Origin of the sequence: Burkholderia sp. GbtcB21 (assembly GCF_019091065.1) — a bacterium.
Classification (GTDB): domain Bacteria; phylum Pseudomonadota; class Gammaproteobacteria; order Burkholderiales; family Burkholderiaceae; genus Burkholderia; species Burkholderia pyrrocinia_C.
Genome location: NZ_JAGXKA010000001.1, coordinates 653589 through 679833, shown reverse-complemented (window position 1 = coordinate 679833; position 26245 = coordinate 653589). Strand labels below are relative to the sequence as shown.

Here is a 26245-nt window from a genome sequence, read left to right as displayed (position 1 = left end):
CGATGGCGGACGCCGATCTCGAACGCAAGTCGTGGGACCAGCCGGAAGGCGCAAGCTTCAACGACTGGATGGAAGGGCGCGTGGCGCGCTACGCGACGCGTCGCTACGACTGGGACGCACTGAAGTTCCAGGCCGACTACGACCCGAAGTACCGCCGTGCGCAGATGCGCTATGTCGGCACCGGCGGCACGGGCGTCGCGAAGGACGTCAACACGGTGCCGGCCGGCAACTTCACGTTCTCGACGATGGTGATCCCGGCCGGCAACGTCGGCCCGAGCCACATCCACATCGACGTGGAAGAAATCTTCTTCGTGCTGCGCGGCAAGATGAAGGTGATCTGCGAACGCGACGGCGAGACGTGGGAAGCGATCCTCGGCGAGCGCGACCTGATCTCGGTGCCGCCCGGCGTGTATCGCACGGAAATCAACATCGGCGAGGAAGACGCGCTGATGTGCGTGATGCTCGGTTCGCCGAAGCCCATCACGCCGACGTATCCGCCCGATTCGCCGCTCGCGAAGATCAAGCGTTGAGACGGAGCCGGTGAAGCAATGAGTGTCATCGACAAACGTGAACGCGACCGCACCGCGGCATTCGCAGCGCTGCTCGGGCAGTTTCCCGAGCAGCGCTGCGCGGCCGGCGCGGCGGGCACGATCGGCTATCGCGAGGCCGGCGCGCAGCATGCGGGCCGCGCGCTGCCCGTCGTGCTGCTGCACGGGATCGGCTCGGGTGCCGCATCGTGGGTGCGCCAGCTCGACACGCTCGGTGCATCGCGGCGCGTGCTCGCGTGGGATGCGCCCGGTTATGGCGTGTCGACGCCCGTGCACGGCGCGTCGCCGGCCGCCGCCGATTACGCGGCGTCGCTGAACGCGTGGCTCGAGGCACTCGGCATCGAACGCTGCGTGCTGGTCGGGCATTCGCTCGGCGCGATCGTCGCGGGCGGTCTCGCCCGCGTGATGCCCGCGCGGATCGCCGGCCTGCTGCTGGTGTCGCCTGCCGGTGGCTACGGCAGCGCACCCGCCGAAACGCGCGAATCGCGCCGCGACGCGCGGCTCGCGATGCTCGCGGAACTCGGCCCGGCCGGGCTCGCCGAGCAGCGCAGCGGCAACATGCTGTCCGGTTTCGCGAGCGAGGATGCGCGTGCGTGGGTGCGCTGGAACATGGCGCGCATCGTGCCGGCCGGCTATGCGCAGGCCACGCATCTGCTCGCGAACGCCGATCTCGCGGCCGATCTCGCCGGTTTTCGCGGCCGCACGGCCGTGGCCGTCGGCGCGAACGACGCGATCACGCCGCCCGCCGCATGCGAGCGGATCGCCGCGGCCGCGCACGTCGGGCTGCAGGTGATTCCGCAAGCCGGTCATGCCGGGTACGTGGAAGCGCCGGCCGTTTATTCCGCACTGATCGACACGTTCTGCCGTCAGTGCGATACGCAGTGGGGGCTGGTATGAGCGAACCGCTGCAACAAGAACCCGAAAACGGGAAGGCCGAAGCCAGCTACGTGGTGCCGGGCCTCGAACGCGGGCTGCGGATTCTCGCCGAATTCTCGCCGCGCGAGCCCGTGCTCGGCGCGCCGGAGTTGTCGAAGCGGCTCGGCATTCCGCGCACGACGGTGTTCCGTCTGCTGCAGACGCTCGAATCGCTCGGCTTCCTCGAGCGTGCGGACAAGGATCGCAACTACAAGCTCGGCATCGCCGTGCTGCGGCTCGGCTTCGAATACCTGAGTTCGCTGGAGCTGACCGATCTCGGCCTGCCGGTGATCGAGAGCCTGCGGGACGCGACCGGCTTCACGACGCACATCGTGATCCGCGACGGCCGCGACGTCGTGTTCGTCGCGAAGGCGCAGAGCCAGTCGCCGGTGTTCAGCTCGATCCGCGTGAACGTCGGCACCCGCTTGCCCGCCTATGCGACGACGCACGGCCACGTGCTGATGGGCGACCTGTCGCTGAAGGAGCTGCGCTCGCTGTATCCGGAAGGCACGCTGAACCGGATGACGAGCGCGACGCCGGAGACGGTCGATGCGTTGTACGAAGTGATCCGCGAGGATGCGCTGCGCGGCTACGGCGTCAGCAATTCGTCGTTCGAACGCGGCATCTCGGTGGTCACGGCGCCTGTGCGCAACGAGACACAGAGGATCGTCGCGTGCATCACGGTGACGGTGCCGCGGCCGGAGATCGACGCGGCGCTGATCGCGGACGGGTTGATCGACAAGGTGCAGCGCGCGGCGGCGGAATTGTCGCGGCGGCTCAATTACCGCTCGGATGACGAGCACACGTTTATGAAGGCGTTAGGACTCCGATGATTCAGATCGATCTGACCGGGCAGGTTGCGGTGGTGACGGGCGGTTCGTCCGGCATCGGCCTCGCGACGGCCGAACGGTTCCTGCAGGCCGGTGCGTCGGTCGCGATTTGCGGCCGTGACAGCGACCGACTCGCACGCGCCGCGGCGATGCTCGGCGAAAAATATCCGGGCGCGCAACTGCTCGCCGAGCGCTGCAACGTGCTCGACGAAGCCGACGTGGCCGCGTTCGCGCAAGCGGTGTCCGCACGCTTCGGCCGTGCCGACATGCTGGTGAACAACGCGGGCCAGGGCCGCGTGTCGACCTTCGCCGATACGACCGACGACGCGTGGCGCGAAGAGCTCGAACTGAAGTACTTCAGCATCATCCGCCCGACGCGCGCGTTCCTGCCGCTGCTGCGCGATGCGCAGGCACCGACGATCACCTGCGTGAACTCGCTGCTCGCGCTGCAGCCCGAGCCGCACATGGTCGCGACGTCGTCGGCGCGTGCAGGCGTGCTGAGCCTCGTGAAGTCGCTCGCGACCGAACTGGCGCCGCAGCGCATCCGCGTGAACTCGATCCTGATCGGCATCGTCGAGTCCGGTCAGTGGCGCCGCCGCTACGAAGCGCAGGCGCAAGCCGGCGAAAGCTGGGAAGACTGGACGGGTGCGCTCGCACGCAAGAAGAACATTCCGCTGAATCGCTTCGGCAAGCCCGACGAGGCCGCCTGGGCACTTTTTTATCTCGCAACGCATCTGTCGTCCTACACGACGGGCAGCCATATCGACGTTTCTGGAGGCTTTGCACGCCATGTCTAAAAAAACCACGGTTGGCGAGCTGATTGCCGCCTTTCTCGAGCAGTGCGGCGTGAAAACCGCATTCGGTGTCATTTCGATCCATAACATGCCGATCCTCGACGCGATCAACTCGCGCGGCAACATCCGCTATGTCGGCGCGCGCGGCGAAGCGGGCGCGGTGAACATGGCCGACGGCCTGGCCCGCGTGTCGGGCGGCCTCGGCGTCGCATTCACGAGCACCGGCACGGCGGCGGGCAACGCGGCCGGCGCGATGGTCGAGGCGCTGACGGCCGGTACCGCGATGCTGCACATCACGGGGCAGATCGAGACGCCGTACCTCGACCAGGATCTCGCCTATATCCACGAAGCGCCCGACCAGTTGACGATGCTGGACGCGATCTCGAAGGCCGCGTTCCGCGTGCGCACGGTCGAGACCGTGCTGCCGACGATCCGCGAAGCCGTGCGCATCGCGCAGACCGCGCCGACGGGCCCCGTGTCGGTCGAGATTCCGATCGATATCCAGGCCGCCGAAATCGAATGGCCGGAAGACCTCGCGCCGGCGCACGTCGCGGTGAGCGAGCATGACGCCGCACGCGTCGCGAAGCTCGCCGATGCACTCGCGGCCAAGCGCCGCCCGCTGCTGTGGCTCGGCGGCGGCGCGCGCCACGCCCGCGACGAAGTCGAACGCCTCGTGAAGCTCGGTTTCGGCGTCGTGACGAGTGTGCAGGGCCGCGGCGTGCTGCCCGAGGATCATCCGGCGACGCTCGGCGCGTTCAACGTGCATGCGTCCGTCGAAGCGTTCTACAAGACCTGCGACGCACTCGTCGTGGTCGGCTCGCGCCTGCGCGGCAACGAGACGCTGAAGTACAAGCTCGCGCTGCCGCAGCCGCTGTTCCGCATCGATGCCGATGCGCTCGCGGACAACCGCGGCTACCGCAACGAGCTGTTCGTGCACGGCGATTCGAAGCGCGTGCTGGCCGAGCTGGCCGATCGCCTCGAAGGCCGCCTGTCGGTCGATCCGCAGTTCGCATCCGATCTCGCGGCGGCCCGCGAGCAGGCGGTCGCCGATGTGGCGAAGGGCCTCGGGCCGTACAAGCAGCTCGTCGATACGCTGCAAGGCGCGGTCGGCCGCGACTACAACTGGGTGCGCGACGTGACGATCTCGAACAGCACATGGGGAAACCGCCTGCTGAAGATCTTCGAACCGCGCGCCGGCGTGCATGCGCTCGGCGGCGGCATCGGCCAGGGCATTCAGATGGGCATCGGCGCGGCGCTGGCGGGCGCCGCCGCGAAGACGGTCTGCCTCGTCGGCGACGGCGGCCTGATGGTCAACGTCGGCGAGCTGGTGACGGCCGTGCAGGAGAACGCGAACGTGATGATCGTGTTGATGAACGACCAGTGCTACGGCGTGATTCGCAACATCCAGGATGCGCACTACGGCGGCCGCCGCTGCTTCGTGCAGTTGCACCAGCCAGATTTCGCGCAGTTCTGCGCGAGCTTCGGCCTCACGCACTACCGAATCACGTCGCTCGACCAGGCCGAAGCGATCGTGCGCGACGGGATGGCGAAGGAAGGGCCGGTGATGGTCGAAGTCGACATGCTGTCGGTCGGCTCGTTTGCGTCGCAGTTCGCGGGCCCGCCGGTGAAGAAGGAAGCGCCCACGGAGCGCCAGTATGCGTAACGCGCACGCACCCGTCGACGTCGCGATGATCGGCTTCGGTGCGATCGGCGCGGCCGTGTACCACGCGGTCGAGCACGATGCGGCGCTGCGCATCGCGCACGTGATCGTGCCCGACCACCAGCGCGCCGCGGTGCAGGGCGTGCTGGGCGGCGCGGTGGAGGTCGTGTCGTCGGTCGACGCACTGGCCCGCCGCCCCGAGTTCGCGCTCGAATGCGCAGGCCACAGTGCGCTCGTCGATCACGTCGTGCCGCTCTTGAAGGCCGGCACCGACTGCGCGGTCGCATCGATCGGCGCGCTGTCCGATCTCGCGCTGCTCGACGTGCTGTCGCAGGCTGCCGACGAAGGCGACGCGACGCTGACGCTGCTGTCGGGCGCGATCGGCGGCATCGACGCGCTGGCATCCGCGAAGCAGGGCGGCCTCGACGAAGTGCTGTACGTCGGCCGCAAGCCGCCGCTCGGCTGGCTCGGCACGCCGGCCGAGGAACTGTGCGACCTGCGCACGATGGCCGAAGAGAAGGTGATCTTCGAAGGCACCGCGCGCGACGCCGCGCGGCTGTATCCGAAGAACGCGAACGTCGCGGCGACCGTCGCGCTCGCGGGTCTCGGCCTCGATGCGACGCGCGTGCGCCTGATTGCCGATCCGGCCGTCGCGCGCAACGTGCACCGCTTCACCGCGCGCGGCGCATTCGGCGAGATGTCGCTGGAAATGAGCGGCAAGCCGCTGCCCGACAACCCGAAGACGTCCGCGCTGACGGCGTTCAGCGCGATTCGCGCGCTGCGCAACCGCGCGGCCCGCTGCGTGATCTGAGCGGCGCTTCGAGAGATTCGGACTATTGAACGTCCGTCCGCGCCACGGCGAGGGCGGGTGCGCAGAGACAGATTTGTGGGACTTGTGACATGACACCTTTCGATACGAGCCTGGTACCCGACGGCAACATCCTGATCGGCGGCGAGTGGCGGCGCGGCCGTGGCGCGCCTTACGCCAGCATCTATCCTGCCGACCAGTCGGTGAACATGGAAGTGTCGACGGCTAACGCGGAAGACGCGGCAGAAGCCGTCGAAGCCGCCGATGCCGCATGGCGCCGCGCCGACTGGGCCGGGCTGAAGCCGCACCAGCGCGCGCAGGTGCTGTACCGCATCGCGGATCTGATCATGCAGCGCCACGAGGCGCTCGCGAACCTGCAGCGCCGCGACAACGGCAAGCCGATCGGCGAGACGCGCGTGCTGGTGGCCAGCGCCGCGAACACGTTCCGCTATTTCGCGGCCTGCCTCGAAACGCTCGACGAAGAACTGACGCCGTCGCGCGGCGACTACCTGACGATGAGCGTGTACGAGCCGATCGGCGTGATCGCCGCGATCACACCATGGAACTCGCCGATCGCATCCGACGCGCAGAAGCTCGCGCCGGCACTTGCCGGCGGCAACGCGGTGGTGCTCAAGCCGGCCGAAGTCACGCCGCTCGTGTCGCTCGCGCTCGCGCGCATCTGCGAGGAAGCCGGCGTGCCGAAGGGCGTGCTGAGCGTGCTGCCGGGCAAGGGCTCGGTGATCGGCGACGTGCTCGTGCGCCATCCGCTGGTGAAGAAGGTGTCGTTCACGGGCGGCACCGAAGTGGGCCGCGGCATCGCGCGCATCGCGGCCGAGAAGCTGATGCCCGTGTCGCTCGAACTCGGCGGCAAGTCGCCGACGATCGTGTGCGACGACGCCGATCTCGATCATGCGGTCAACGGCGTGCTGTACGGCATTTTCAGCTCGTCGGGCGAAGCGTGCATCGCGGGTTCGCGGCTGTTCGTGCAGCGCGCGGTGTACGACGAATTCATGAAGCGCCTGGTTGCGGGCGCACGCAAGCTGCGCGTGGGCGACCCGACGCGGCCCGATACGCAGATGGGGCCGCTGATCACCGCGAAACACCGCGAATCGGTGGAGCGCTACGTCGCGCTCGGCCTGGAAGAAGGCGGCCGCCTGCTGTGCGGCGGCGAGCGGCCGTCGGGCGACGGGCGCGAGCACGGCTTCTTCTACCAGCCGACGATACTCGAAGGCTTGCCGAACAGCGCGCGCATCTGCCAGGAGGAAATCTTCGGGCCTGTGCTCGTCGCGATGCCGTTCGACGATGAAGCGTCGCTGATCGCGCAGGCGAACGACAGCGTGTTCGGCCTTGCCGCCGGCATCTGGACGCGCGACTACAAGCGTGCGTGGCGCATCGCACGTGCGCTGGAGACGGGCACCGTCTGGATCAACACGTACAAGCTGTTTTCGATCTCCACGCCGTTCTCCGGCTGGAAGGAGAGCGGGATGGGGCGCGAGAAGGGGCGCCTCGGCATCCGCGAGTACATGCAGCAGAAGAGCCTCTACTGGGGTTTGAACGACGCGCCGCTGCCGTGGGCGAACTGAGCGAAGGGGAATGACGCAATGAGCATTTTGGGAATCGAGCAGATCACGTACGGCGTCGACGATCTCGCGACCTGCCGGCGCTTTTTCGCCGACTGGGGGCTGAAGGAAGTCGCGCACGACGACACGCACGCGCGCTTCGAGACGATGAACGGCTGCACCGTGCTGGCCGTCAACGCCGACGATCCGGCGCTGCCGCCCGCGTTCGAAGCGGGCCCGACGCTGCGCGAAGTGACGTGGGGCGTCGCGATGCAGGGCGAACTCGACGCGCTGCGCACGAAGCTCGCCGGCCAGCCCGGTTATTACTCGCACGACGATGCGGTCGGCTGTATCGACCCGAACGGAATGGCGATCCGCGTCGAAGTCACGCGCAAACGCGAACTCGACATCACGGGCTCGCCGTCGAACGTGTGGGGCCAGACGCTGCGCGTCGACCAGCCGAGTCCGATCTATGCACGCGCGGAGCCGGTCGAGGTCGGGCATGTCGTGTTCTTCACGAACTGCCTCGACGAACAGGTGAAGTTCTATCACGAACTGCTCGGCTTCGAGACGTCCGATCGCTACCCGGGCCGCGGCGCGTTCATGCGCTGTGCGCCGCACGGCGGCCATCACGACCTGTTCCTGCTCGCGCTGCCGAATGGCAAGCGCGGCCTGAACCACGTCGCGTTCACCGTGCGCGACATCCATGAAGTGTTCGGTGGCGGTATGCATATCGACCGCTGCGGCTGGGAAACGCAACTCGGCCCGGGCCGTCACCCGGTGTCGTCCGCGTACTTCTGGTACTTCCAGAATCCGGCCGGCGCGCTGATCGAGTACTACGCGGACGAGGACGTGCTGACGCCCGACTGGCAGCCGCGCGAATTCGAGCCGGGCCCGACCGTGTTCGCCGAATGGGCCGTCGACGGCGGCCTCGACGGCAACACGCGCCGGCAGAAAAACGCGAAGGCGCCGGAAGGCAAGTTCATGACGGAGCGCAAATCATGACCGAAGCGAATACGCCCGCGCAGCCCGCGCCCGGTACGGTCGTCGTGATCGGCGGCGGCCAGGCCGCCGGTTGGGTGCTGAAGACGTTGCGCGCGGAAGGTTACACGGGCCGCCTCGTGATGATCGCCGACGAGCCGCACCTGCCGTACGAGCGTCCGCCGTTGTCGAAGGCCGTGCTGGCCGGCGACGCCGATATCGAAACCGTACGCGTCGTGCGCCCGGACGAATTCGACGCGCTCGATATCGAAGCATGGCAGCCGGAACGCGCCACATCGATCGACCGCGCGCGCCGCGTGGTGACGACCGCCAGCGGCCGCGAGATCGAATACGACCGGCTCGTGATCGCGACCGGCGGCACGTCGCGCCGCCTGCCGGACGCAATCGTGAGGACGCCGAACCTGCACTACCTGCGCACGCTCGACGAAGCGGCCGCGCTCGGCGAGAAGCTGCGCGCGAGCCAACGCGTACTCGTGATCGGCGGCGGCTGGATCGGCCTCGAAGTCGCGGCCACCGCGCGCAAGCTCGGCGTCGAGGCGGTCGTGGTCGAAGGCGCGCCGCGGCTGTGCGGACGTTCGGTGCCGCAGATCGTGTCGGATTTCCTGCTCGACCTGCATCGCGCGAACGGCGTCGATGTGCGTGTCGGCGCGGCGCTCGCGTCGCTCGATGCGCAGCCTGGCGATGCATCGAAGGTGCGCGCGACGCTAGCCGACGGCACGACGATCGACGCCGATTTCGCGGTGGCCGGCATCGGCCTCGCGCTGAATGCGTCGCTCGCGAGCGATGCGGGGCTGGCCGTCGACGACGGCATCGTCGTCGACGAATTCGGCGCGACGAGCGACCCGGCGATCTTCGCGTGCGGCGACGTCGCGAATCATCACAACGGCTGGCTGAAGCGGCGCGTGCGGCTCGAATCGTGGGCCAACGCGCAGAACCAGGCGATCGCGGCCGCGAAGGCCGTGCTCGGCGTGCGCGCGCCGTACGCGGAGATTCCGTGGTTCTGGTCCGATCAGTACGACGTGAACCTGCAGATCCTCGGCGATCTGCCGGCCGATGCGCAGCTCGTCGTGCGCGGCGATCTCGCCGCGCGTCGCGCGACGCTGTTTTTCCTTGGCGACGGGCACGTGAGAGGTGTCATCGCCGTGAACAACGCACGCGAGCTGAAGCTCGCGCGCAAGTGGATGAACCAGGGCCGGGCAGTGGATACGGAAGCCCTGGCAGACACTACTAAAGCGCTTGCCTGACCGGCGAAAGACCAGGAGACACCCCGCATGAGCACTTTCGACAACGTCGTGGCCGGTCGCGCCACGATGGAAGCTGCCGCCTCCACGCCCGGCGCGATCATCGCGCGGCTCGAGCGGCTTCCCGGCAACGCGATGCAGATCCGCGCACGCGTGCTGATCGGCACCGCGACGTTCTTCGACGGCTTCGACGTGATCACGATCGCGGCGACGCTGCCGCTGCTGATTCACAAATGGGGGCTGTCGCCGACGCAGATCGGCATGCTGATTGCGTCCGGCGCAATCGGCCAGCTGATCGGCGCATTCCTGTTTCCCGCGCTGGCCGAGAAGCACGGCCGCGTGAAGGCGATCGCGTGGAGCTCGGCCGTGATCGGCATCACGAGCGTCGCATGCGGCTTCGCGCCGACTTTCGAGGTGTTCGTGCTGCTGCGGATCCTGCAGGGGCTCGGGCTCGGCGGCGAGCTGCCGGTCGCCGCGACGTACATCAACGAGATCACGCGCGCGCATGGCCGCGGCCGCTTCGTGCTGCTGTACGAGATCGTGTTCCCGATCGGCCTGCTCGTGTCGATGGCGCTCGGTGCGTGGCTCGTGCCGCGGTTCGGCTGGGAAATCATGTACTTCGTCGGCGGGCTGCCGCTGATCCTGTCGCTCGTGCTCACGCGTCTCGTGCCGGAATCGCCGCGCTGGCTCGCATCGCGCGGACGGCTCGCGGAAGCCGGGCGCGCGGTCGGCGTGTTCGAAGCATCGGTGCGCGGCGAGCTGCCGCCGGTCACGCAGGCGGCCGCGTTCGACGAGATGGTGCGCCAGCATCCGAAGCGCAGGATGAGCGACCTGTTCAGTGCTGCGTATCGCAGGCGCACGCTCGCGGTGGCGACGTTGTGGGCGACCTGCGGGTTCATCCAGTACGGGCTGTCGACGTGGCTGCCGACGATCTACAAGAACTTCTATCACGCGCCGCTGCAGCTCGCGCTGAACCTCGCGGTGATCGGTTCGGTGATGGGCGTGCTCGGGTCGCTGGCGTCGGCGCTGCTCGTCGACAAGCTCGGGCGCAAGCCGGTGATCGTGTGGTCGTTCGTGCTGTGCGCGCTGTCGCTGGCGCTTGCGGGCATCTATCACGCATCGTCGGTGTATGTCGTCGCGGTCTTCTGCTCGCTGTCGCTCGGGTTGATGGCGTCGGGGTTCATTACCGCGTACGTCTATACGCCCGAACAGTATCCGACGAGCATCCGCGCGTCGGGCTGCGGGCTCGGCAGCGCGTGGCTGAAGATCGCGTCGTTCGTCGCGCCGATGGTCGTGCCGCACGCGATCATCGGCGGGAACCTTGCACCCGCGTTCTACCTGATCGGCATCGTGCCGCTGATCGCGGCGGTGACCGTGCACTTCGTCGGGATCGAGACGAAGGGGAAGGTGCTGGAGGCGCTCGAAGCGTAAGCGCGGCCGGCGGTAACGGACGATGTGTGAATGCCCGGACGATGTCCGGGCTTTTTTGTTTGAGGCGATCCAATTGCGTTGCGCGGCGTGCCTGGCCGATGCACTGCCGCCACTGCGAAAGAATGCCGCATTGCCGGTGTGCATCGGTGCACTAGAGTCGAACGGTAGCGAACGAAACGACACCGGGAGGGCAACGCGCGATGGCCAGGAAATTTCCGCTGCACCCCGTGCATCCGGAGAGGATCTGCTGGGGATGCGACAACTACTGCGCGGCGCACGCGATGCGTTGCGGCAACGGTTCCAGCCGCACGCAGCACCCGAGCGAACTGCTCGGCGACGACTGGTATCGATACGGCGACTGGGGCATCGAATGCGCGGATACCGAAAACGAACGCACGACCGAAGCCGGAGGGCAGTGACAGCGACAAGTTGCCTCACCGGCGAGCGTCCCGTTTCTTGATCTGCATCACGGTGGCGAAACGCGTGCCGAAACATCATGAAAAAGATGCATAAGAAACGCATCTTGAAGCGGGCGGGGTGCCCGGCGGCAAGGAACCCGCGTTCCGCCGCCGTTTGCGCCGACCCGCGCCCCCATGATCGAGAAAGGAGAGCACCGTGTTTTGCTATCAATGCGAACAGACCGACCGGACCGGCGCGCGGCCCGGCTGCGCATCGGCGAAAGGCAACTGCGGCAAGGATGCAACGACGGCCGACCTGCAGGACCTGCTGGTCCATGCGGTGAAGGGCATTGCGCAATACGGCGCGGTCGCGCGTGCACTGGGCGCACCCGATCGCGACGCCGACCGGTTCGTGCTGTACGCGATGTTCACGACGCTGACCAACGTGAACTTCCATGCGGCGCGCTTCGTCGCGTTGCTGCGTGACGCGGCGCAGACGCGCGACCGCGTGAAGGCCGCATGCGAAGCGAAGGCGCGGGCCATGGGAGCGGTCATCCCCGTGCTGCACGGGCCCGCGATGTGGCAGCCGGCGGGCGATCTCGCCGGCCTGCTGGAACAGGCCGCCGCCGTCGGCATCGACGCGGGGCTCGACAAGGTGGGCGCGGATATCGTCGGCCTGCGTGCGCTGGTCCTGTACGGGCTGAAGGGCGTATGCGCTTACGCGCATCATGCGCGGGTGCTCGGCTACGAGCGCGACGACATCTACGAGGGCGTCGAAGCGGCGCTCGCGTTTCTCGCGCGCGACCCCGACGACGTCGACGCGCTGCTCGCGCAGGCGCTCGAACTCGGCCGGCTGAACCTGACGGTGATGGAACTGCTCGACAGCGCGAACACCGGCCGTTTCGGCGCGCAGCAGCCGACCGCCGTGCGCGTGTCGCCGGTGGCGGGCAAGGCGATCCTCGTGTCGGGCCACGATCTCGGCGATCTGCACGCGCTGCTCGAACAGACGGCCGGCACGGGCATCCACGTGTACACGCACGGCGAAATGCTGCCGGCCCACGCGTACCCGGCGCTCAACGCATTTCCTCATCTCGTCGGCAACTATGGCGGTGCGTGGCAGGACCAGCAGAGCGACTTCGCGCATTTCCCCGGGCCGATCCTGATGACGTCCAACTGCATCATCGAGCCGATGCCGCAATATCGGCAGCGGATCTTCACGACGGGGCCGGTCGGCTGGCCGGGCGTGCGCCATCTCGAACATCACGATTTCTCGACGCTGATCCGCGCCGCACAGGCACTGCCCGGTTTCCCGGCCACGGCGCCGGAGCAGACGATCACGGTCGGGTTCGGCCGCCATGCGGTGCTCGGCGTCGCGGACAAGGTCATCGACGCGGTCAAGGCCGGACAGATCCGCCACTTCTTCCTGATCGGCGGCTGCGACGGCGCGGCGCCGGGCCGTAACTACTACACGGAGTTCGCGGAGCAGGCGCCCGACGATACGGTCGTGATGACGCTCGGCTGCAACAAGTACCGGTTCAACCGGCATGCGTTCGGCGATATCGGCGGCATTCCGCGCCTGCTCGACGTCGGGCAGTGCAACGACAGCTATTCGGCGATCCGGATTGCGACGGCGCTCGCCGACGCGTTCGATTGCGGCGTGAACGATTTGCCGCTGTCGCTCGTGATCTCGTGGTTCGAACAGAAGGCGGCGGCCGTGCTGCTGACGCTGCTCGCGCTCGGCCTGCGCAACATCCGACTCGGACCGACGCTGCCGGCGTTCGTCACGCCGGGCGTGCTCGCGGTGCTGGTCGAGCAATTCGGCATCCAGCCGATCGGCGACGCCGGCGTGGACCTTGCCGCTTCGCTGGCGCGCAAGGCCGCTTGAGCGGGATCGTTCGATGACCTATCGAATCGAGATCACGACGCGCGACGGTGAGCAGTTCGGCTTCGGATGCGACGCCGAACAGGATCTGCTCACCGCAGCGGCGGACGCCGGCATCACGCTGCCGTCGCAATGCCGGCGCGGAAGCTGCGGCGCGTGCCAGGCGACCGTCGTCGACGGCGCGTACGAGATGCAGGCCGACAGCGCCGGCGTGCTGCCGGCCGGCCAGCAGGGTGCGGTCCTGCTGTGCCGGACCACGCCGCGCGGCGATCTGCGGGTCGCCGCGCCATACGACCGGACCAAGGTGCTGCTGCAGCCGGTGCCCGTGCGCACCGCGCGGATCGCGGCGCTCGATGCGATCGCGGCCGATACAGTGCGCGTCGAGTTGCAAGTCGAACCCGACGACGCATTCGGCTCGGCCATCGAGTTCGAGCCCGGCCAGTTCGCCGAGCTGGAGGTGCCGGGCAGCGGCTTGCGCCGGCCGTATTCGCTCGCGAACACGAGCAATTGGGACGGCCGCCTCGAGTTCCTGATCCGGCTGCGGCCGGACGGCTGGTTCTCGACGTACCTGCGCGAGCGCGCACGGCCGGGCGATCCGCTGACCGTGCGCGTTCCGATGGGCGGCTTCGGGCTGTTCGCGGACAGCCTGCGGCCGCGCTGGTTCGTCGCGGGCGGCACGGGGCTCGCGCCGATCCTGTCGATGCTGCGGCGCATGGCCGAGTATCAGGAGATGGCCGATGCGCGGCTGTTCTTCGGTGTCAATCAGGAAACCGAACTGTTCATGCTCGACGAGCTTGCGCGATTGCAGGCCGACCTGCCGCAGTTGCAGGTCGATCTCTGCGTATGGCGGCCCGGCGGGGAGTGGGCCGGGTTGCGAGGCACGCCGGTCGACGCGTTGCGTGCGGCGCTTGCACAGGCCGGCGCGCTGCCGGACATCTACGTGTGCGGGCCGCCGCCGCTCGTGCAGGGTGTGCGGGACGTGGCCGTTGCGGCAGGCGTGCCGGATGCGCAGTTTGCGAGCGAGCGCTTTACCGGGTGATGCCTGCGGGGCTTGCCTGCGCGTTGCCGCGACGCGAGGGTGGTTTTGCCGGGCGAGGGTGACTTGCCGGATTCACGGGCCGAACGTACTCTTTGTCGACACCACGATCCACCAGCGGGTTCTCGACCATGCAAGCCCATCCTCTGCGTCTGTCCCCCGGCGACGATCTGCGCGCGTCCATCGAGGAAGCGTCGCGTTCGCTCGGTGCGCACGCGGCATTCGTGATCCAGGGCATCGGCAGCCTGAGCGTCGCGCAGTTGCGCTTTGCCGGCGCCGACCTGCCGACCGAACTGCGCGGCGACCTCGAAATCCTGACGCTGGCCGGCTCGGTATCGCCGGACGGCGCGCACCTGCACATGTCCGTTTCCGATGCGGGCGGCCGCGTATCGGGCGGCCATGTGGCGAGCGGCTGCGTGGTGCGCACGACCGCCGAAATCCTGCTCGTGCTGCTTCCCGCGCATCGCTTCTCTCGCGAACCCGACGCGGGTACCGGCTTCAACGAGCTGGTGATCCGTCGCGAGCCGGGCGGCGATGCCGGGTGAACGTCGCCGGAGCCGCATAAAAAAATGGCGCCGCGGGCATGCAGCCTGCGGCGCCATTGCGTGTCGCTGCGACGGGAAAGACCCGCCGCAGTCCGGCAGCGTGCTTACATCTGCACGGTGTCGGCCACTTCCTTGAAGTCTTCGATCTGGTCGAAGTTCATGTACTTGTAGATCTTGTCGCCGTTGGCGCTGAGCACGCCCATGTCGGCCATGTACTCGTCCTTGGTCGGGATCTTGCCCAGGCGCGAGCAGATTGCCGCCAGTTCCGCCGAGCCGAGGTACACATTCGTGTTCTTGCCCAGGCGGTTCGGGAAGTTGCGGGTCGACGTCGACATGACCGTCGCGCCTTCGCGCACCTGTGCCTGGTTACCCATGCACAGCGAGCAGCCCGGCATTTCGGTACGCGCACCGGCCGTGCCGAACACGCCGTAGTGACCTTCTTCCGTCAGCTGCTTCTGGTCCATCTTGGTCGGCGGGGCGACCCACAGCTTGACCGGGATGTCGCGCTTGCCTTCGAGCAGCTTCGACGCCGCACGGAAGTGGCCGATGTTGGTCATGCACGAGCCGATGAACACTTCGTCGATCTTCGCGCCCGCGACGTCGGACAGCGTCTTCACGTCGTCCGGGTCGTTCGGGCATGCGACGATCGGCTCATGGATGTCGGCGAGATCGATCTCGATGACGGCCGCGTAGTCGGCGTCGGCATCCGGCGACAGCAGTTGCGGGTCGGCCAGCCACTGCTCCATTGCCGCGATACGACGCTGCAGGCTGCGCGGATCCTGGTAGCCCTGCGCGATCATCCACTTCAGCAGCGTGACGTTGCTGTTCAGGTATTCGATGATCGGTTCCTTGTTCAGGTGGACCGTGCAACCGGCGGCCGAACGCTCGGCAGACGCATCCGACAGTTCGAACGCTTGCTCGACCTTCAGGTCCGGCAGGCCTTCGATTTCGAGAATGCGGCCCGAGAAGATGTTCTTCTTGCCTTGCTTGGCGACCGTCAGCATGCCTTGCTTGATCGCGTACAGCGGAATCGCGTTGACGAGGTCACGCAGCGTGACGCCCGGCTGCATCTTGCCCTTGAAGCGGACCAGCACCGATTCCGGCATGTCCAGCGGCATCGTGCCGGTGGCGGCCGCGAAGGCCACCAGGCCCGAGCCTGCCGGGAAGCTGATGCCGATCGGGAAGCGCGTGTGCGAATCGCCGCCGGTGCCGACGGTGTCGGGCAGCAGCATGCGGTTCAGCCACGAGTGGATCACGCCGTCGCCCGGACGCAGCGCGATGCCGCCGCGCGTGCTGATGAAGTTCGGCAGCGTCTGGTGCGTCTTGACGTCGACCGGCTTCGGATAAGCGGCGGTGTGGCAGAACGACTGCATCACGAGGTCGGCCGAGAAGCCGAGGCAGGCGAGATCCTTCAGTTCGTCGCGGGTCATCGGGCCCGTGGTGTCCTGCGAGCCGACCGAGGTCATCTTCGGTTCGCAGTACGTGCCCGGGCGGACGCCCTGGCCTTCCGGCAGACCGCATGCGCGGCCGACCATCTTCTGCGCGAGCGAGAAACCCTTGCCGCTGTCGGCCGGCTGGTGCGGCAGGCGGAACAGCGTCGACGGCGCGAGGCCCAGCGCTTCGCGTGCCTTCGCGGTCAGCCCGCGGCCGATGATCAGCGGAATGCGACCGCCGGCGCGCACTTCGTCGAACAGCACGTCGGACTTGACCTGGAATTCGGCGATCACTGCGCCGTTCTTCAGCGCCTTGCCGTCATACGGGCGCAGTTCGACCACGTCGCCCATTTCCATCTGCGACACGTCGAGTTCGATCGGCAGCGCGCCTGCGTCTTCCATCGTGTTGTAGAAGATCGGGGCGATCTTGCCGCCGAGGCACACGCCGCCGAAGCGCTTGTTCGGAACGAACGGGATGTCTTCGCCGGTGAACCACAGCACCGAGTTGGTGGCCGACTTGCGCGAGGAGCCGGTGCCGACCACGTCGCCCACGTACGCGACCAGGTGACCCTTTTCCTTCAGCGACTCGATGAACTTGACCGGGCCGCGCTTGCCGTCTTCTTCCGGCGTGATGCCCGGGCGCGCGTTCTTCAGCATCGCCAGTGCGTGCATCGGGATGTCCGGGCGGGTGGTGGCGTCCGGTGCCGGCGACAGGTCGTCGGTGTTGGTTTCGCCCGTTACCTTGAAGACGGTGACGGTCAGGCTTTGCGGCACTTCCGGACGGCTGGTGAACCATTCGGCGTCGGCCCAGCTTTGCAGCACGGCCTTCGCGTGCGCGTTGCCCTTGTCGGCGAGTTCCTTCACGTCATGGAACTGGTCGAACATCAGCAGGGTTTTCTTCAGCGCGTCGGCGGCCACGGCCGCGACTGCGTCGTCGGACAGCAGTTCGATCAGCGGCTGGATGTTGTAGCCGCCCAGCATCGTGCCGAGCAGTTCGGTGGCGCGTTCGCGCGAGATCAGCGCGCAGGCGGTCTCGCCCTTGGCCACGGCGGCCAGGAAGCCGGCCTTCACGCGGGCGGCTTCGTCGACGCCGGCCGGCACGCGGTAGGTGATCAGTTCGAGCAGCGTCTGCTCTTCGCCGGCGGGCGGGTTCGTCAGCAGTTCCACCAGTTCGGCGGTTTGCTGAGCCGTCAGCGGCAGGGGGGGAATACCGAGCGCGGCGCGGGCGGCCACGTGAGCACGAAAGTTTTCAAGCATGGGGAGACCTGCTGATAGGCGTTTGAGGGGAAGGCCGTTCCGGCACTCCGGGGCTGTTCCAGGCACTGCTTTGAGCGGGATTCTAATCTCAATGATCTTTAACGTCAAATGTCTTATGTCTTATATAAGAGTTGGCGGGCAAGACGCGGGGAAGCGTGGCGGCACGGGGGAGACGGCGTTTCCGTGCGTGCTCCGGAGGGTGGGCTGGGAGCCTTTGCGGGCGAGGTATTTCGTGTGGTTCTTGCGGTAGTCGGCAGGAGGGGAGGCGGGCTGCGGGGTGGGTGCGTCCGCTGGCGGTAGGTCGGTCCTGTCGGGGCCGGCTTTTGTGATGTGGAACAGAGGCTGGCCGTGCGGGGCTGCGCTGGATGACGGCATGCCTCCGGCCAAGGAAGCCTTGCTCTCGAATCAGGGCTCGACCGGCCGGGCTCGACGATTCACGGTGTCGCGGACGCGGTGACGCCGGTCGTATGGTGTCGCGAAAGCGCTGGATCTACACCAGGACGGCGCGATACTCACGGCCGCCAAGGCGGGCTCCGGAGGCGTCACGCCGGCGACTTATCCGAATAACGAAATCGCGGTCGCGAGTTATCGCGATGGCAAAGGGCGCGTCGGGCTCGCCGGCCCGCATCCCGAAGGCGATGAAAGCTGGAATTGCCAGTGCCGTCTCACGAACCCGGCCGGCATTCTGCCGGACATGGCCGGCGACCGGATCAACGCCATGATGAAGCGATGGCGGCGCGTGTCCTATCTCCGCCTTGCCCGATACGCGTCGAGATTCTTCCGCGCCTGCGCGCGGATCGCGCGTTGCACGAACGGCGTCCAGCCGAGCAGGGCGCCCTTCAGCCCAAGCGCCTGACGTGCCCAGCGCCACAGGTCGAAACTGTCGCGATGTTCGGCGATGAGCCCGTCGCGGAACCGGAAACGCGCGTCGATCCGGTTGACCACCGTGCGGCCGGTCGCGCCGAACCGGTAGTGCGCGACCCACTGCGCGCGCCCGGTCTGTTCGTCCGCGTCGACCTCGCCGAACGTCAACGAAAATTCCTGCGCACGCGCCACCAGCATGCGCCACATGTCGCGCGCGAGCTCGCCGCGCAACTCGCCGAACGCAGGATCGCTGAAGACGATGTCGTCGGCATAGCAGGCGAGCATCGCGTCGATGTCGCGCTGCTGAAAGGCCGTGTAAAAGCGCTGGATCAAATCGGTGTTGGGATGACTCATCTTTTGATTGACTGTTGTTGTAGATGAAGCGGCGTCTCGACGCGATGGCCCGATAGCGGGCTAGCCACTGTATCGGAAATCGAACAGGCTGTCGCCAGCGGACGCGGCCGCGCGCGTCGATTGCTTCCGCCAGTTTCGCCGGCCGGTCGATTGATGGAAAATCCCGCGCTGGAGGCCGTAGGAGCCTCGACCAGAGAGCATGCGTTGATCGTCGAGTACCCATCCATGAAATTCCGCGTTGAAATCCCGTTCCGGAACATCCTGTTGCTGACGCTGCTTGTTTACGCAACCCGAACCGTCGCGGCAGGACTCGACTGCGCGCAGGCAACCAGCCCGACGGAACAGGCCGTCTGCGCGTCGAACATCCTGCATCTGAACGACGGCAGGCTATCGGCCTATTACCGAAAACTGTCCGATGCGTTGCCGCAGGGGCAGCGCGCTGCGTTGCGCACCGCGCAGCTCGGCTGGTTGAAGACCCGCGATCAATGCGGCGCGGATCACGGCTGTATCGAGCAGCGCTATCTGTCGCGGATCGGCGATCTGCAATCGCGGCTGGCTGCGGTGCTCGCGTATCGCCCCGATGCCGAAGACAGTGCCGCGCTCGACGATTTGCGTGCGTTGGTCGAGCAGGCGAGGCGAACGGATTCAAGTTCGCCGGTCGAGAAAGTCATCGAACGGTTGCGGATCAAGTCGGCGGTCACCCAATTTTCCAGTACATCCGGCGACGAGCAGCGCACGGTTTCTCCGACGGCCCGGCCCAACGGGGTGACAGCCGACGAATGGAAAGCGTTGAAGGCGTCGCACATCGACAGCGACGACACCGCAATGAGCGCGTTCTACACGCTGATCGACCTCGATGGCGACGGGCAGCGCGATCTGGTCATCGAAACGGCGGCGAGCGGAACCGGATTGTGGTCGTCGGTCGACATCTTGCGCCGTAACGGCGGCAAGTTCGAGGTTCCCGGCGATTCGAACGAGGCGATCGACCGCAGCCTGTACACGACGAATGGTCGCGGCGCGAATCAGGCGGCCGAATGGATTGGCTTGCGCGGGCGCGTTTATGCGCTTTATAGCGACAGTCACTATGGCGTGGACGAGTTTTTCCTGCTGCGGCCGTTTACCGTCGTCGACCAGGTGCCGAAGCTGACGGTGCATTACCGTTACCGCCTGTCGGTGCCGATCGAGCAGCACGATGAAGGCAAGAAGGGCGCGACGGTGCTCGACGGCACGCTGCATGCGGCCCTCGAACAGGCGCTGCGCGACGTCAGCGACAGCACCGCGCGCGATGCCGGCTCCGACACGCCGCTGTGTCCGGTTCCGCCTTCGGTGCAAGGCGACGATCGCAGCGAGTACATGAGCTATGGGCCCGGCCACTACGCGTACGAGATTGTCGGCGACATGCCGGTTCATGTGGGCGGCACGTGCTACATCGGCAGGCTGGTCGACTGGTTCGGCGCTTACGGCAAGGATGGCCTGATGGCGCAGATGTCGATGCGTCTTCCCCGCGACGATACGGGCCACGAGCAGACGTTCAGCGTGAACGGCGTCCGGAGCGTGACATCCGTCGCGACATCGGTCGAGAAAATGACGGCAAACAGCGGGAATTGACTCGAACGAGCCCGGAACGTCACCGGATGCGCATCAACGGTTCGCCATCGCGACGTCCCGATTGCCTCGCCCCGTTACCAGGCAACCCGACATGAACGCCTCGCTCTGGCTGCCGGCGGCTGCTTCGCCGAAGCCGCGGCCGAGCGCGTCGGCCTTCACCTGCGCGGCACCCTGTTCGCATGCAAGCGGGCTGGCGTCGCGGCCCTGCGCATGCAGGATCGCGCGATCGGCAATGAGATACGCCAGCAGCGCGAAAACAGCGATATGTACGGCTCGTCTCATGGTTCGTCTCCTCGTCGCTCAAGCGTAACGCGGACACGTTCGACGAAGCACTTGGTGGTTCCCCCGGTAAACGTCTGCTGAATCGGTGGCGGGGCGGCGTGATCCCGTCACGTTTTTCGTGGTTTCGCGTGCAAAAGGAACGGGCTTTCAGGCTGGCGGCCGGAGACGAGGATAGGCACGCAGCGCGGCGATCGCGCGACGGATTTCGGCACGACAGACGCGTGATTCGCGCGAGTTTGACGAATGTCAGGGTACGGGCGGGAGGGGACGGTCGTGCCGCCGCTCAAAGCGATAGCATGAATGCATGATTTGACGGAACGCGATGACGGATGAATGCATCGGTTCCGGCAAGCAGGTGCGTGTTGAACATCGCTGTCGAAATAGTGAGGAATCCAAATGCTTAACGTCTCTTCCGTGCTGATCAGTCTCGCTCCGATGTGGGCAATCCTGCTGGTTGCGTCTTCGGCGGCCGCCTATTTCGTGTTTTGGCGCAAGGTCATCAAATAAGCGCTGTGTGACGGGCAGTACACGTGCGGCGCGCAACGCGCACACGTACTGCACCGCTCATTGGTCCGTCGCCGGTGCAAGCCTGCGGCCTGTCATGAGACTGTCGCCGCACATCATCGCTGTCATTGCACCGCAGTCACCGGCACATTCGAAATCCGCACCAGCCGGCCCATCACGCTGCGGCGAAACACCGACATCAGTGCATGAAGCGGGTCGTGCCTCGGCGCGACGACCACGATCTCGTCGCATCCGGTTTCGGCCGCCACGGCCGCGATCGTATCTGCCACTGGCCCGACCTTCTTCACGACGCTGTACTTGACGCCGGCGTCCTGCAGAATCCGCTCCGCCATGGCCAGATCGTCGGCCGCGAACTTTTCCTCGATCGAGCGCAGCCGCGACAGCGGGTGGTAGGCCTCGAGCCGCGTCGATTCGAGCGGCGCCTGAACATTGATCAGCACGATCTCCGACGCGCACCGCTCGCGATACAGGAATGTCGCGTGGCGAACCGCCTGCAGCGAGCGGGGCGAGTGACCGACCGGAACCAGCAGCTTGAGCATGAACGATGTCCAGGGAACGAGATGCTTCCAGCGTAGCGCGCCGCCGGAACGAACCATCTAAAGAGATCGGGCGGTCGCGTAAAAATGTCGTTAACGCGCGCCGTCTCGTGTCGCGCCTATTAGAAATATAAGAAATTTTAGTTTATGCGCATAAACGATTTCATCGATCGGGCCGGCGTGGGCGGCCCGGTACGCCCAGCCCCGATTCAGTCGGATCCGCAATGAATCGCGACGGAAAATATCGAAGGTCGCCGAATCGGCGTCGCGTAGAGTAGAGCGTCGGCCGCGGCGCGGCCCCTCCCGGCCGGTTCGGGGGCGACCGCCGCCGCCACGCGGCCTGCCATTCCATTCCGATTTCAGGAGACTCGCATGCCGCACGGCGCCCCGCAGCTTCTCGCTCCCGCCTCCATCTCCGTCGACCCGATCGTGCGCCTGTCGGCCGGCGAGCTCGCGTCGGCGATCCGCGGCAAGGCGGTCTCGTGCGTCGAGACGATGCGCGCGTATCTCGACCACGTCGAGCGCGTGAACGGCGCGGTCAATGCGATCGTCGCGCTGCGTGAGCGCGATGCGCTGCTCGCCGAAGCCGCGGAAAAGGATGCCGCGCTGGCGCGCGGCGAGTACCAGGGCTGGATGCACGGGATGCCGCAGGCGCCGAAGGATCTGGCGATGACGAAGGGGCTGCGGACCACCTACGGCTCGCCGATCTTCCGCGAGAACGTGCCGCAGGCCGATTCCGTCGGCGTCGCGCGGATGCGCGCGGCCGGCGCGATCTTCATCGGCAAGACCAATACGCCGGAGTTCGGGCTCGGTTCGCACACGTTCAACGAGGTTTATGGTGCGACGCGCAATCCGTACGACCTGACGAAGAGTGCGGGCGGCAGCAGCGGCGGCACGGCGGCGGCGCTCGCGTCGCGGATGCTGCCGGTGGCGGACGGCAGCGATTTCGGCGGCTCGCTGCGCAATCCGGCCGCGTTCTGCAACATCTACGGCTTCCGCCCGTCGCAGGGGCGCGTACCGCGCTGGCCGGCCGTCGACGTGTTCGTGCAGCAGCTCGGCATCGAAGGGCCGATGGGCCGCACGGTCGGCGACGTCGCGCAGCTGCTCGCGATCCAGGCCGGCTACGACCGCAACGATCCGCTGTCGCGCGCGGAAGATCCGGCCGTGTTCGCGCAGCCGCTCGACGCGGACCTGCGCGGCAAGCGCATCGCGTGGGTCGGCGACTGGAACGGTTATCTCGCGACCGAGGCCGGCGTGCTCGCGCAGTGCGAACAGGGGCTGGCAACGCTGCGCGAGATCGGCTGCGACGTCGATGCCGCGCTGCCGGCATTCGCGCCCGAGCGGATCTGGCGCCTGTGGCTCGTGCATCGGCACCTGCTGTCCGGCGGCGGGCTGCTCGCGCACTATCGCGATCCGGCGCGCCGCGCGCTGCTGAAGCCCGAGGCGATCTACGAGGTCGCAGGGCTGCTCGCGATGCAGGGCGCGGCCGTGTTCGATGCGAGCGTCGAGCGCACCGCGTGGCACCAGGCCGTGCTGAGCTTCTTCGATCGCTACGACTTCATCGCGGCGCCGACCGCGCAGGTGTTTCCGTTCGACGTCGACCAGCGCTGGCCGAAGGAAATCGCGGGCCGCGCGATGGATACCTATCACCGCTGGATGGAAACGGTCGTGCCGTGGACGCTGGCCGGCTGCCCGGTGATCAACGTGCCGGTCGGCTTCAACGACGCGGGGCTGCCGATGGGGATGCAGCTGATCGGGCGCCCGCGCGCCGATCTCGCGGTGCTGCAGCTCGCGCGCGGCTACGAGCAGGCGGCCGACTGGGTCGGCCGGCGGCTGCCGGCATGGATGGCTGCGTAACGTTTCCCGGCCGCGATACGTTTTGCGGCACCGCCCGCAAAGCCCGAAACCCGCCGTCATTCATGCAACTGGAGAACGAATTCCGGCACAGGCGTGATATCGCGCATCAACCGCGGACGAATCCACTCGGCCGTGTCCGTCGGTCGCGGAATTGCAAGCGGCCGCGCCGCGTGATTTCGTTTCGATGTGTTTCAGTCGTTGCGGCGGCGCGCGGCGCGCTTCGACAATATCGGCCTCAATCATTCCGGCACGAGGGAAACACATGAAGCACATTCGCGCGACGGGCAGGCATCTGGCCTCGGCAGGCATCGCATTCGGCATCCTGGTGAGCGGCGCCGCGCACGCGCAGCTCGACCTGCAGTCGCTCGGCGCGTCGCTGCTCGGCGGCGGCCAGCAGCAGGCTGCGCCCGCACAAGGCGGCCTCGCGCAGTTGCTGCAGGCCTACGTCGGTGCGAACCAGCAAGTGCTGTCCGGCCAGTCGTCGCTCGCGTCGGCGATGGGGCTGACCGGCGCGGCCGGGCAGGCGCAGCAGGCCGCGAGCCAGTTGGCCGGCGGCGATGCGCTGACGCCGGCCGCGCTGTCGCAGATGGGCGGCGCGCAGCAGTCGGTGTCGCAGGCGCTCGGCCAGGCTTTCGCGAGCGGCGGCGCGTCGCACGGCCCGATCGACAAGCAGGCGTTCAGCAACGGCCTCGCGTCGCTCGGCCAGGGGCTCACGCAGTACTCGCAACTGCAGTCGGGGCTCGGCAATCTCGGTTCGACGAGCGCCGCGTCGCTGCTGCAGTCAGGCCTGAATCCGCAGAACATGCAGGCCGCGTCGTATATCGCGCAAAGCGCGCCGGGCCAGTTGCAGTCGCTCGCGGCGACGCTCAGCCAGGCCGTGCAGTTCGCGACGAGCCAGGGCATTTCGGTGCCGTCGGTCGCGTCGTCGGCGCTGAAGCTGCTGCCGTAACGTTGCGCGGGGCTGCGTGCGGTGCGGTGCCGGCATCGCGCGCGATGACGGACAATCGCCCCGCACAACATGGGGATTTCGCGCGATGCTATCGTGGCGTGTCCCTTTTATCGGTGCAGGTTCATGACTGACTCGTTCGACCTCTCGCGCTATTTCTCCCGCATCGGCTACGACGGCCCGGCCGAGCCGACGCTCGACGTGCTGCGCCGGCTTCATCTGCTGCACCCGCAGGCGATTCCGTTCGAAAACCTCAATCCGCTGACCGGCGCGCGCGTCGCGCTCGACCTGCCCGCGATCGTCGACAAGGTGATCGGGCGCCGCCGCGGCGGCTACTGCTTCGAACTCAACAAGCTGTTCTATACCGCGCTCACGACGATCGGTTTTCGCGTGACGCCGCTGATCGCGCGCGTGCGCTGGATGCGGCCGCCCGAGATCGTCACCGCGCAGACGCACATGCTGCTGCGCATCGATCTCGACGATGCGGTCTGGCTCGCGGACATCGGCTTCGGCAGCGCGACGCTGACCGCGCCGCTGCGCTTCGTGCCGGGCGAGCGGCAACTGACGCCGCATGGCGCGTTTCGCGTGATCGACGCGCCGGTCGACGGCGAATTCGACATGCAGTTCGAGATCCCCGACGGCTGGCAGACCACTTACCGTTTCTCGCTGAAGCCGGCCGAGTGGATCGATTACGACGCCGCGAACTGGTTTACGTCGACGTATCCGGAATCGATCTTCGTGAACGACCTGATCGCGTGCCGCGTGCTGCCGGACGGCCGCGCGGCGCTGCTCAACACCGCGCTGACGCTGCGCGACGCGGCGGGGGCCGGGCGCACCGTCACGTTCGACGACGCGGCCGCGTGGGGCGCATGCCTGCGCGACACGATCGGCATCGATACGGCAGGGTTCGATCTCGACGCGCTGTTTGCGCGGCTGGCGGCGCGGGCCGCAGCCGTATCGCTGCGGGAAGCCGGGCCGTCCACCCGGAAGGCGTGATATTTCATCCGGACGAATTGACGCCGTCTACCCGACTACCCGCAACCAGCACGAGTGACGCCGACATGACCGATACCGAACCCCGCGAAGACGCCCCCGACAGCACCGCCGCGCGCGTCGCGCTGTGGCGCGCGCTGCACGTCGAACTCGACGCGCCGCCGCACGTGCTCGCCGACGAAGTCGGGCTTCGACTGCTCGCGCCGGCGCCGGCGCCGGGCTGGCAGCAGCGCGGCGACATGGATCCGCAGTTCACGCGGCCGTTTCGCGCGTCGATCGTCGCGCGGGCGCGCTTCATCGAGGATCTCGTGGCCGAGCAGGCCGCGCTCGGTGTGAGCCAGTACGTGATTCTCGGCGCTGGCCTCGACAGTTTCGTGCAGCGCCGGCCCGAGATGGCATCGCGCGTGACCGTCTTCGAAGTCGATCCGCCGGCGCCGCAGGCATGGAAGCAGCGCCGCCTGACCGAACTCGGCTTCGGCGTGCCCGACTGGCTGCGTTTCGTGCCGGTCGATTTCGAGGCGAAGCAGTCGTGGCGCGATGCGCTCGTCGGCGCGGGCTTCGATGCCGGCAAGCCGGCGGTCGTGGTGTCCACCGGCGTCAGTATGTACCTGACGCGCGAAGCGAACGCGGCCGCGCTGCGCGAAGTCGCGTCGCTCGCGCCGGGCTCGACGCTTGCGATGACGTTCCTGCTGCCGCTGGAGAACGCGGATTCGGACGTGCGCCCGGGGCTGGAAATGGCTGCAAAGGGTGCGCGCGCGAGCGGCACGCCGTTCATCAGCTTCTTCATGCCGGCTCAGATCCAGGCGCTCGCGCTGGAGGCCGGCTTCGCGACAGCCGCGCACGTATCGGCCGCGGAGCTGGCGCGCCGTTATTTCGCCGATCGCACGGACGGCCTGCGGCCGCCGAACAACGCGGAAGAGTTGCTGGTCGCGACGGTCTGA

At 67.3% G+C, this 26245-nt stretch carries 23 protein-coding genes; 19 read left to right on the top strand and 4 right to left on the bottom strand.

The window, feature by feature from the left end:
• Positions 1-2 precede the first annotated feature (2 nt).
• From KVT39_RS02935 to KVT39_RS02870, 14 genes are all read left to right on the top strand, one after another.
• The gene (locus KVT39_RS02935) at positions 3-530 is read left to right on the top strand and encodes a cupin domain-containing protein (protein WP_105392100.1); all 528 of its coding nucleotides are present in this window, start codon (positions 3-5) and stop codon (positions 528-530) included.
• 18 nt (positions 531-548) lie between these two features.
• The gene (locus KVT39_RS02930; protein ID WP_105392101.1) at positions 549-1445 is read left to right on the top strand and encodes an alpha/beta fold hydrolase; all 897 of its coding nucleotides are present in this window, start codon (positions 549-551) and stop codon (positions 1443-1445) included.
• A complete protein-coding gene (locus KVT39_RS02925; protein WP_034180367.1) occupies positions 1442-2296 on the top strand; it encodes an IclR family transcriptional regulator in 855 nt (284 codons plus the stop codon). Before KVT39_RS02930 ends, KVT39_RS02925 begins: the two co-directional genes overlap by 4 nt.
• Positions 2293-3090, top strand: coding sequence for an SDR family oxidoreductase (locus KVT39_RS02920; RefSeq protein ID WP_217587733.1), 798 nt, complete (start codon positions 2293-2295; stop codon positions 3088-3090). The genes KVT39_RS02925 and KVT39_RS02920 overlap by 4 nt, the downstream gene beginning before the upstream one ends.
• Complete coding sequence (locus KVT39_RS02915) at positions 3083-4750, top strand: thiamine pyrophosphate-binding protein (RefSeq protein ID WP_131949453.1); 1668 nt, start codon at positions 3083-3085, stop codon at positions 4748-4750. The genes KVT39_RS02920 and KVT39_RS02915 overlap by 8 nt, the downstream gene beginning before the upstream one ends.
• On the top strand, positions 4743-5558 hold the full coding sequence (locus tag KVT39_RS02910) for an aspartate dehydrogenase (protein ID WP_175747506.1): 816 nt from the start codon (positions 4743-4745) through the stop codon (positions 5556-5558). Before KVT39_RS02915 ends, KVT39_RS02910 begins: the two co-directional genes overlap by 8 nt.
• Before the next feature lie 89 nt (positions 5559-5647).
• Positions 5648-7138: an aldehyde dehydrogenase gene (locus KVT39_RS02905; protein WP_105392105.1), complete on the top strand. Its 1491-nt coding sequence runs from the start codon at positions 5648-5650 to the stop codon at positions 7136-7138.
• Between the two features lie 18 nt (positions 7139-7156).
• Positions 7157-8119 carry a VOC family protein gene (locus KVT39_RS02900; RefSeq protein WP_217587732.1) on the top strand — a complete coding sequence of 321 codons (963 nt, stop codon included), beginning with the start codon at positions 7157-7159 and terminating at the stop codon, positions 8117-8119.
• Positions 8116-9360, top strand: coding sequence for an NAD(P)/FAD-dependent oxidoreductase (locus KVT39_RS02895; RefSeq protein WP_217587731.1), 1245 nt, complete (start codon positions 8116-8118; stop codon positions 9358-9360). The genes KVT39_RS02900 and KVT39_RS02895 overlap by 4 nt, the downstream gene beginning before the upstream one ends.
• 27 nt (positions 9361-9387) lie before the next feature.
• Positions 9388-10788 (top strand): MFS transporter, encoded by a 1401-nt coding sequence (locus KVT39_RS02890; protein ID WP_217587729.1) that lies wholly within the window; start codon positions 9388-9390, stop codon positions 10786-10788.
• A 200-nt stretch (positions 10789-10988) separates the two neighbouring features.
• Positions 10989-11207 (top strand): DUF3079 domain-containing protein, encoded by a 219-nt coding sequence (locus KVT39_RS02885; protein ID WP_034180359.1) that lies wholly within the window; start codon positions 10989-10991, stop codon positions 11205-11207.
• A gap of 196 nt (positions 11208-11403) precedes the next feature.
• Positions 11404-13071, top strand: coding sequence for a hydroxylamine reductase (hcp, locus tag KVT39_RS02880; protein ID WP_217587727.1), 1668 nt, complete (start codon positions 11404-11406; stop codon positions 13069-13071).
• A 13-nt stretch (positions 13072-13084) separates the two neighbouring features.
• The gene (locus tag KVT39_RS02875; RefSeq protein ID WP_217587725.1) at positions 13085-14107 is read left to right on the top strand and encodes a 2Fe-2S iron-sulfur cluster-binding protein; all 1023 of its coding nucleotides are present in this window, start codon (positions 13085-13087) and stop codon (positions 14105-14107) included.
• A gap of 128 nt (positions 14108-14235) precedes the next feature.
• The gene (locus tag KVT39_RS02870) at positions 14236-14649 is read left to right on the top strand and encodes a PPC domain-containing DNA-binding protein (RefSeq protein ID WP_217587723.1); all 414 of its coding nucleotides are present in this window, start codon (positions 14236-14238) and stop codon (positions 14647-14649) included.
• A 104-nt stretch (positions 14650-14753) separates the two neighbouring features.
• Here the strand turns inward: KVT39_RS02870 and acnB are convergent, their stop codons facing one another.
• The gene (acnB, locus tag KVT39_RS02865) at positions 14754-17339 is read right to left on the bottom strand and encodes a bifunctional aconitate hydratase 2/2-methylisocitrate dehydratase (protein WP_034180355.1); all 2586 of its coding nucleotides are present in this window, start codon (positions 17337-17339) and stop codon (positions 14754-14756) included.
• Positions 17340-18083: 744 nt separating this feature from the next.
• On the bottom strand, positions 18084-18557 hold the full coding sequence (locus KVT39_RS02860) for a nuclear transport factor 2 family protein (protein ID WP_217587721.1): 474 nt from the start codon (positions 18555-18557) through the stop codon (positions 18084-18086).
• A 225-nt stretch (positions 18558-18782) separates the two neighbouring features.
• Here KVT39_RS02860 and KVT39_RS02855 point away from each other — a divergent pair, with 225 nt between their 5' ends.
• Positions 18783-20165, top strand: a complete 1383-nt coding sequence (locus tag KVT39_RS02855; protein ID WP_217587718.1) for a lysozyme inhibitor LprI family protein — start codon at positions 18783-18785, stop codon at positions 20163-20165.
• Between the two features lie 33 nt (positions 20166-20198).
• Here the strand turns inward: KVT39_RS02855 and KVT39_RS02850 are convergent, their stop codons facing one another.
• Positions 20199-20447: a hypothetical protein gene (locus tag KVT39_RS02850; protein ID WP_034180352.1), complete on the bottom strand. Its 249-nt coding sequence runs from the start codon at positions 20445-20447 to the stop codon at positions 20199-20201.
• A gap of 629 nt (positions 20448-21076) precedes the next feature.
• On the bottom strand, positions 21077-21511 hold the full coding sequence (locus KVT39_RS02845; RefSeq protein ID WP_217587717.1) for a universal stress protein: 435 nt from the start codon (positions 21509-21511) through the stop codon (positions 21077-21079).
• Between the two features lie 369 nt (positions 21512-21880).
• Between KVT39_RS02845 and KVT39_RS02840 the strand changes: the two genes are divergently transcribed.
• The 4 genes from KVT39_RS02840 to KVT39_RS02825 all read left to right on the top strand — a co-directional run bounded on the left by KVT39_RS02840 (position 21881) and on the right by KVT39_RS02825 (position 26245).
• The gene (locus KVT39_RS02840) at positions 21881-23365 is read left to right on the top strand and encodes an amidase (RefSeq protein WP_217587716.1); all 1485 of its coding nucleotides are present in this window, start codon (positions 21881-21883) and stop codon (positions 23363-23365) included.
• A gap of 262 nt (positions 23366-23627) precedes the next feature.
• Positions 23628-24314, top strand: a complete 687-nt coding sequence (locus KVT39_RS02835; RefSeq protein WP_217587715.1) for a hypothetical protein — start codon at positions 23628-23630, stop codon at positions 24312-24314.
• Positions 24315-24437: 123 nt separating this feature from the next.
• Positions 24438-25307: an arylamine N-acetyltransferase gene (locus KVT39_RS02830; RefSeq protein WP_217587714.1), complete on the top strand. Its 870-nt coding sequence runs from the start codon at positions 24438-24440 to the stop codon at positions 25305-25307.
• 65 nt (positions 25308-25372) lie between these two features.
• On the top strand, positions 25373-26245 hold the full coding sequence (locus tag KVT39_RS02825; RefSeq protein ID WP_217587713.1) for a class I SAM-dependent methyltransferase: 873 nt from the start codon (positions 25373-25375) through the stop codon (positions 26243-26245).

Excerpts from the sequence above, each read along its gene's own strand:
- KVT39_RS02935 (WP_105392100.1), top strand. The coding sequence starts at position 3 with ATGGCGGACGCCGATCTCGAACGCAAGTCGTGGGACCAGCCGGAAGGC.
- KVT39_RS02930 (WP_105392101.1), top strand. The coding sequence starts at position 549 with ATGAGTGTCATCGACAAACGTGAACGCGACCGCACCGCGGCATTCGCA.
- KVT39_RS02925 (WP_034180367.1), top strand. The coding sequence starts at position 1,442 with ATGAGCGAACCGCTGCAACAAGAACCCGAAAACGGGAAGGCCGAAGCC.
- KVT39_RS02920 (WP_217587733.1), top strand. The coding sequence starts at position 2,293 with ATGATTCAGATCGATCTGACCGGGCAGGTTGCGGTGGTGACGGGCGGT.
- KVT39_RS02915 (WP_131949453.1), top strand. The coding sequence starts at position 3,083 with ATGTCTAAAAAAACCACGGTTGGCGAGCTGATTGCCGCCTTTCTCGAG.
- KVT39_RS02910 (WP_175747506.1), top strand. The coding sequence starts at position 4,743 with ATGCGTAACGCGCACGCACCCGTCGACGTCGCGATGATCGGCTTCGGT.
- KVT39_RS02905 (WP_105392105.1), top strand. The coding sequence starts at position 5,648 with ATGACACCTTTCGATACGAGCCTGGTACCCGACGGCAACATCCTGATC.
- KVT39_RS02900 (WP_217587732.1), top strand. The coding sequence starts at position 7,157 with ATGAGCATTTTGGGAATCGAGCAGATCACGTACGGCGTCGACGATCTC.
- KVT39_RS02895 (WP_217587731.1), top strand. The coding sequence starts at position 8,116 with ATGACCGAAGCGAATACGCCCGCGCAGCCCGCGCCCGGTACGGTCGTC.
- KVT39_RS02890 (WP_217587729.1), top strand. The coding sequence starts at position 9,388 with ATGAGCACTTTCGACAACGTCGTGGCCGGTCGCGCCACGATGGAAGCT.
- KVT39_RS02885 (WP_034180359.1), top strand. The coding sequence starts at position 10,989 with ATGGCCAGGAAATTTCCGCTGCACCCCGTGCATCCGGAGAGGATCTGC.
- KVT39_RS02875 (WP_217587725.1), top strand. The coding sequence starts at position 13,085 with ATGACCTATCGAATCGAGATCACGACGCGCGACGGTGAGCAGTTCGGC.
- KVT39_RS02870 (WP_217587723.1), top strand. The coding sequence starts at position 14,236 with ATGCAAGCCCATCCTCTGCGTCTGTCCCCCGGCGACGATCTGCGCGCG.
- acnB (WP_034180355.1), bottom strand. The coding sequence starts at position 17,339 with ATGCTTGAAAACTTTCGTGCTCACGTGGCCGCCCGCGCCGCGCTCGGT.
- KVT39_RS02860 (WP_217587721.1), bottom strand. The coding sequence starts at position 18,557 with ATGAGTCATCCCAACACCGATTTGATCCAGCGCTTTTACACGGCCTTT.
- KVT39_RS02855 (WP_217587718.1), top strand. The coding sequence starts at position 18,783 with ATGAAATTCCGCGTTGAAATCCCGTTCCGGAACATCCTGTTGCTGACG.
- KVT39_RS02850 (WP_034180352.1), bottom strand. The coding sequence starts at position 20,447 with ATGAGACGAGCCGTACATATCGCTGTTTTCGCGCTGCTGGCGTATCTC.
- KVT39_RS02845 (WP_217587717.1), bottom strand. The coding sequence starts at position 21,511 with ATGCTCAAGCTGCTGGTTCCGGTCGGTCACTCGCCCCGCTCGCTGCAG.
- KVT39_RS02840 (WP_217587716.1), top strand. The coding sequence starts at position 21,881 with ATGCCGCACGGCGCCCCGCAGCTTCTCGCTCCCGCCTCCATCTCCGTC.
- KVT39_RS02835 (WP_217587715.1), top strand. The coding sequence starts at position 23,628 with ATGAAGCACATTCGCGCGACGGGCAGGCATCTGGCCTCGGCAGGCATC.
- KVT39_RS02830 (WP_217587714.1), top strand. The coding sequence starts at position 24,438 with ATGACTGACTCGTTCGACCTCTCGCGCTATTTCTCCCGCATCGGCTAC.
- KVT39_RS02825 (WP_217587713.1), top strand. The coding sequence starts at position 25,373 with ATGACCGATACCGAACCCCGCGAAGACGCCCCCGACAGCACCGCCGCG.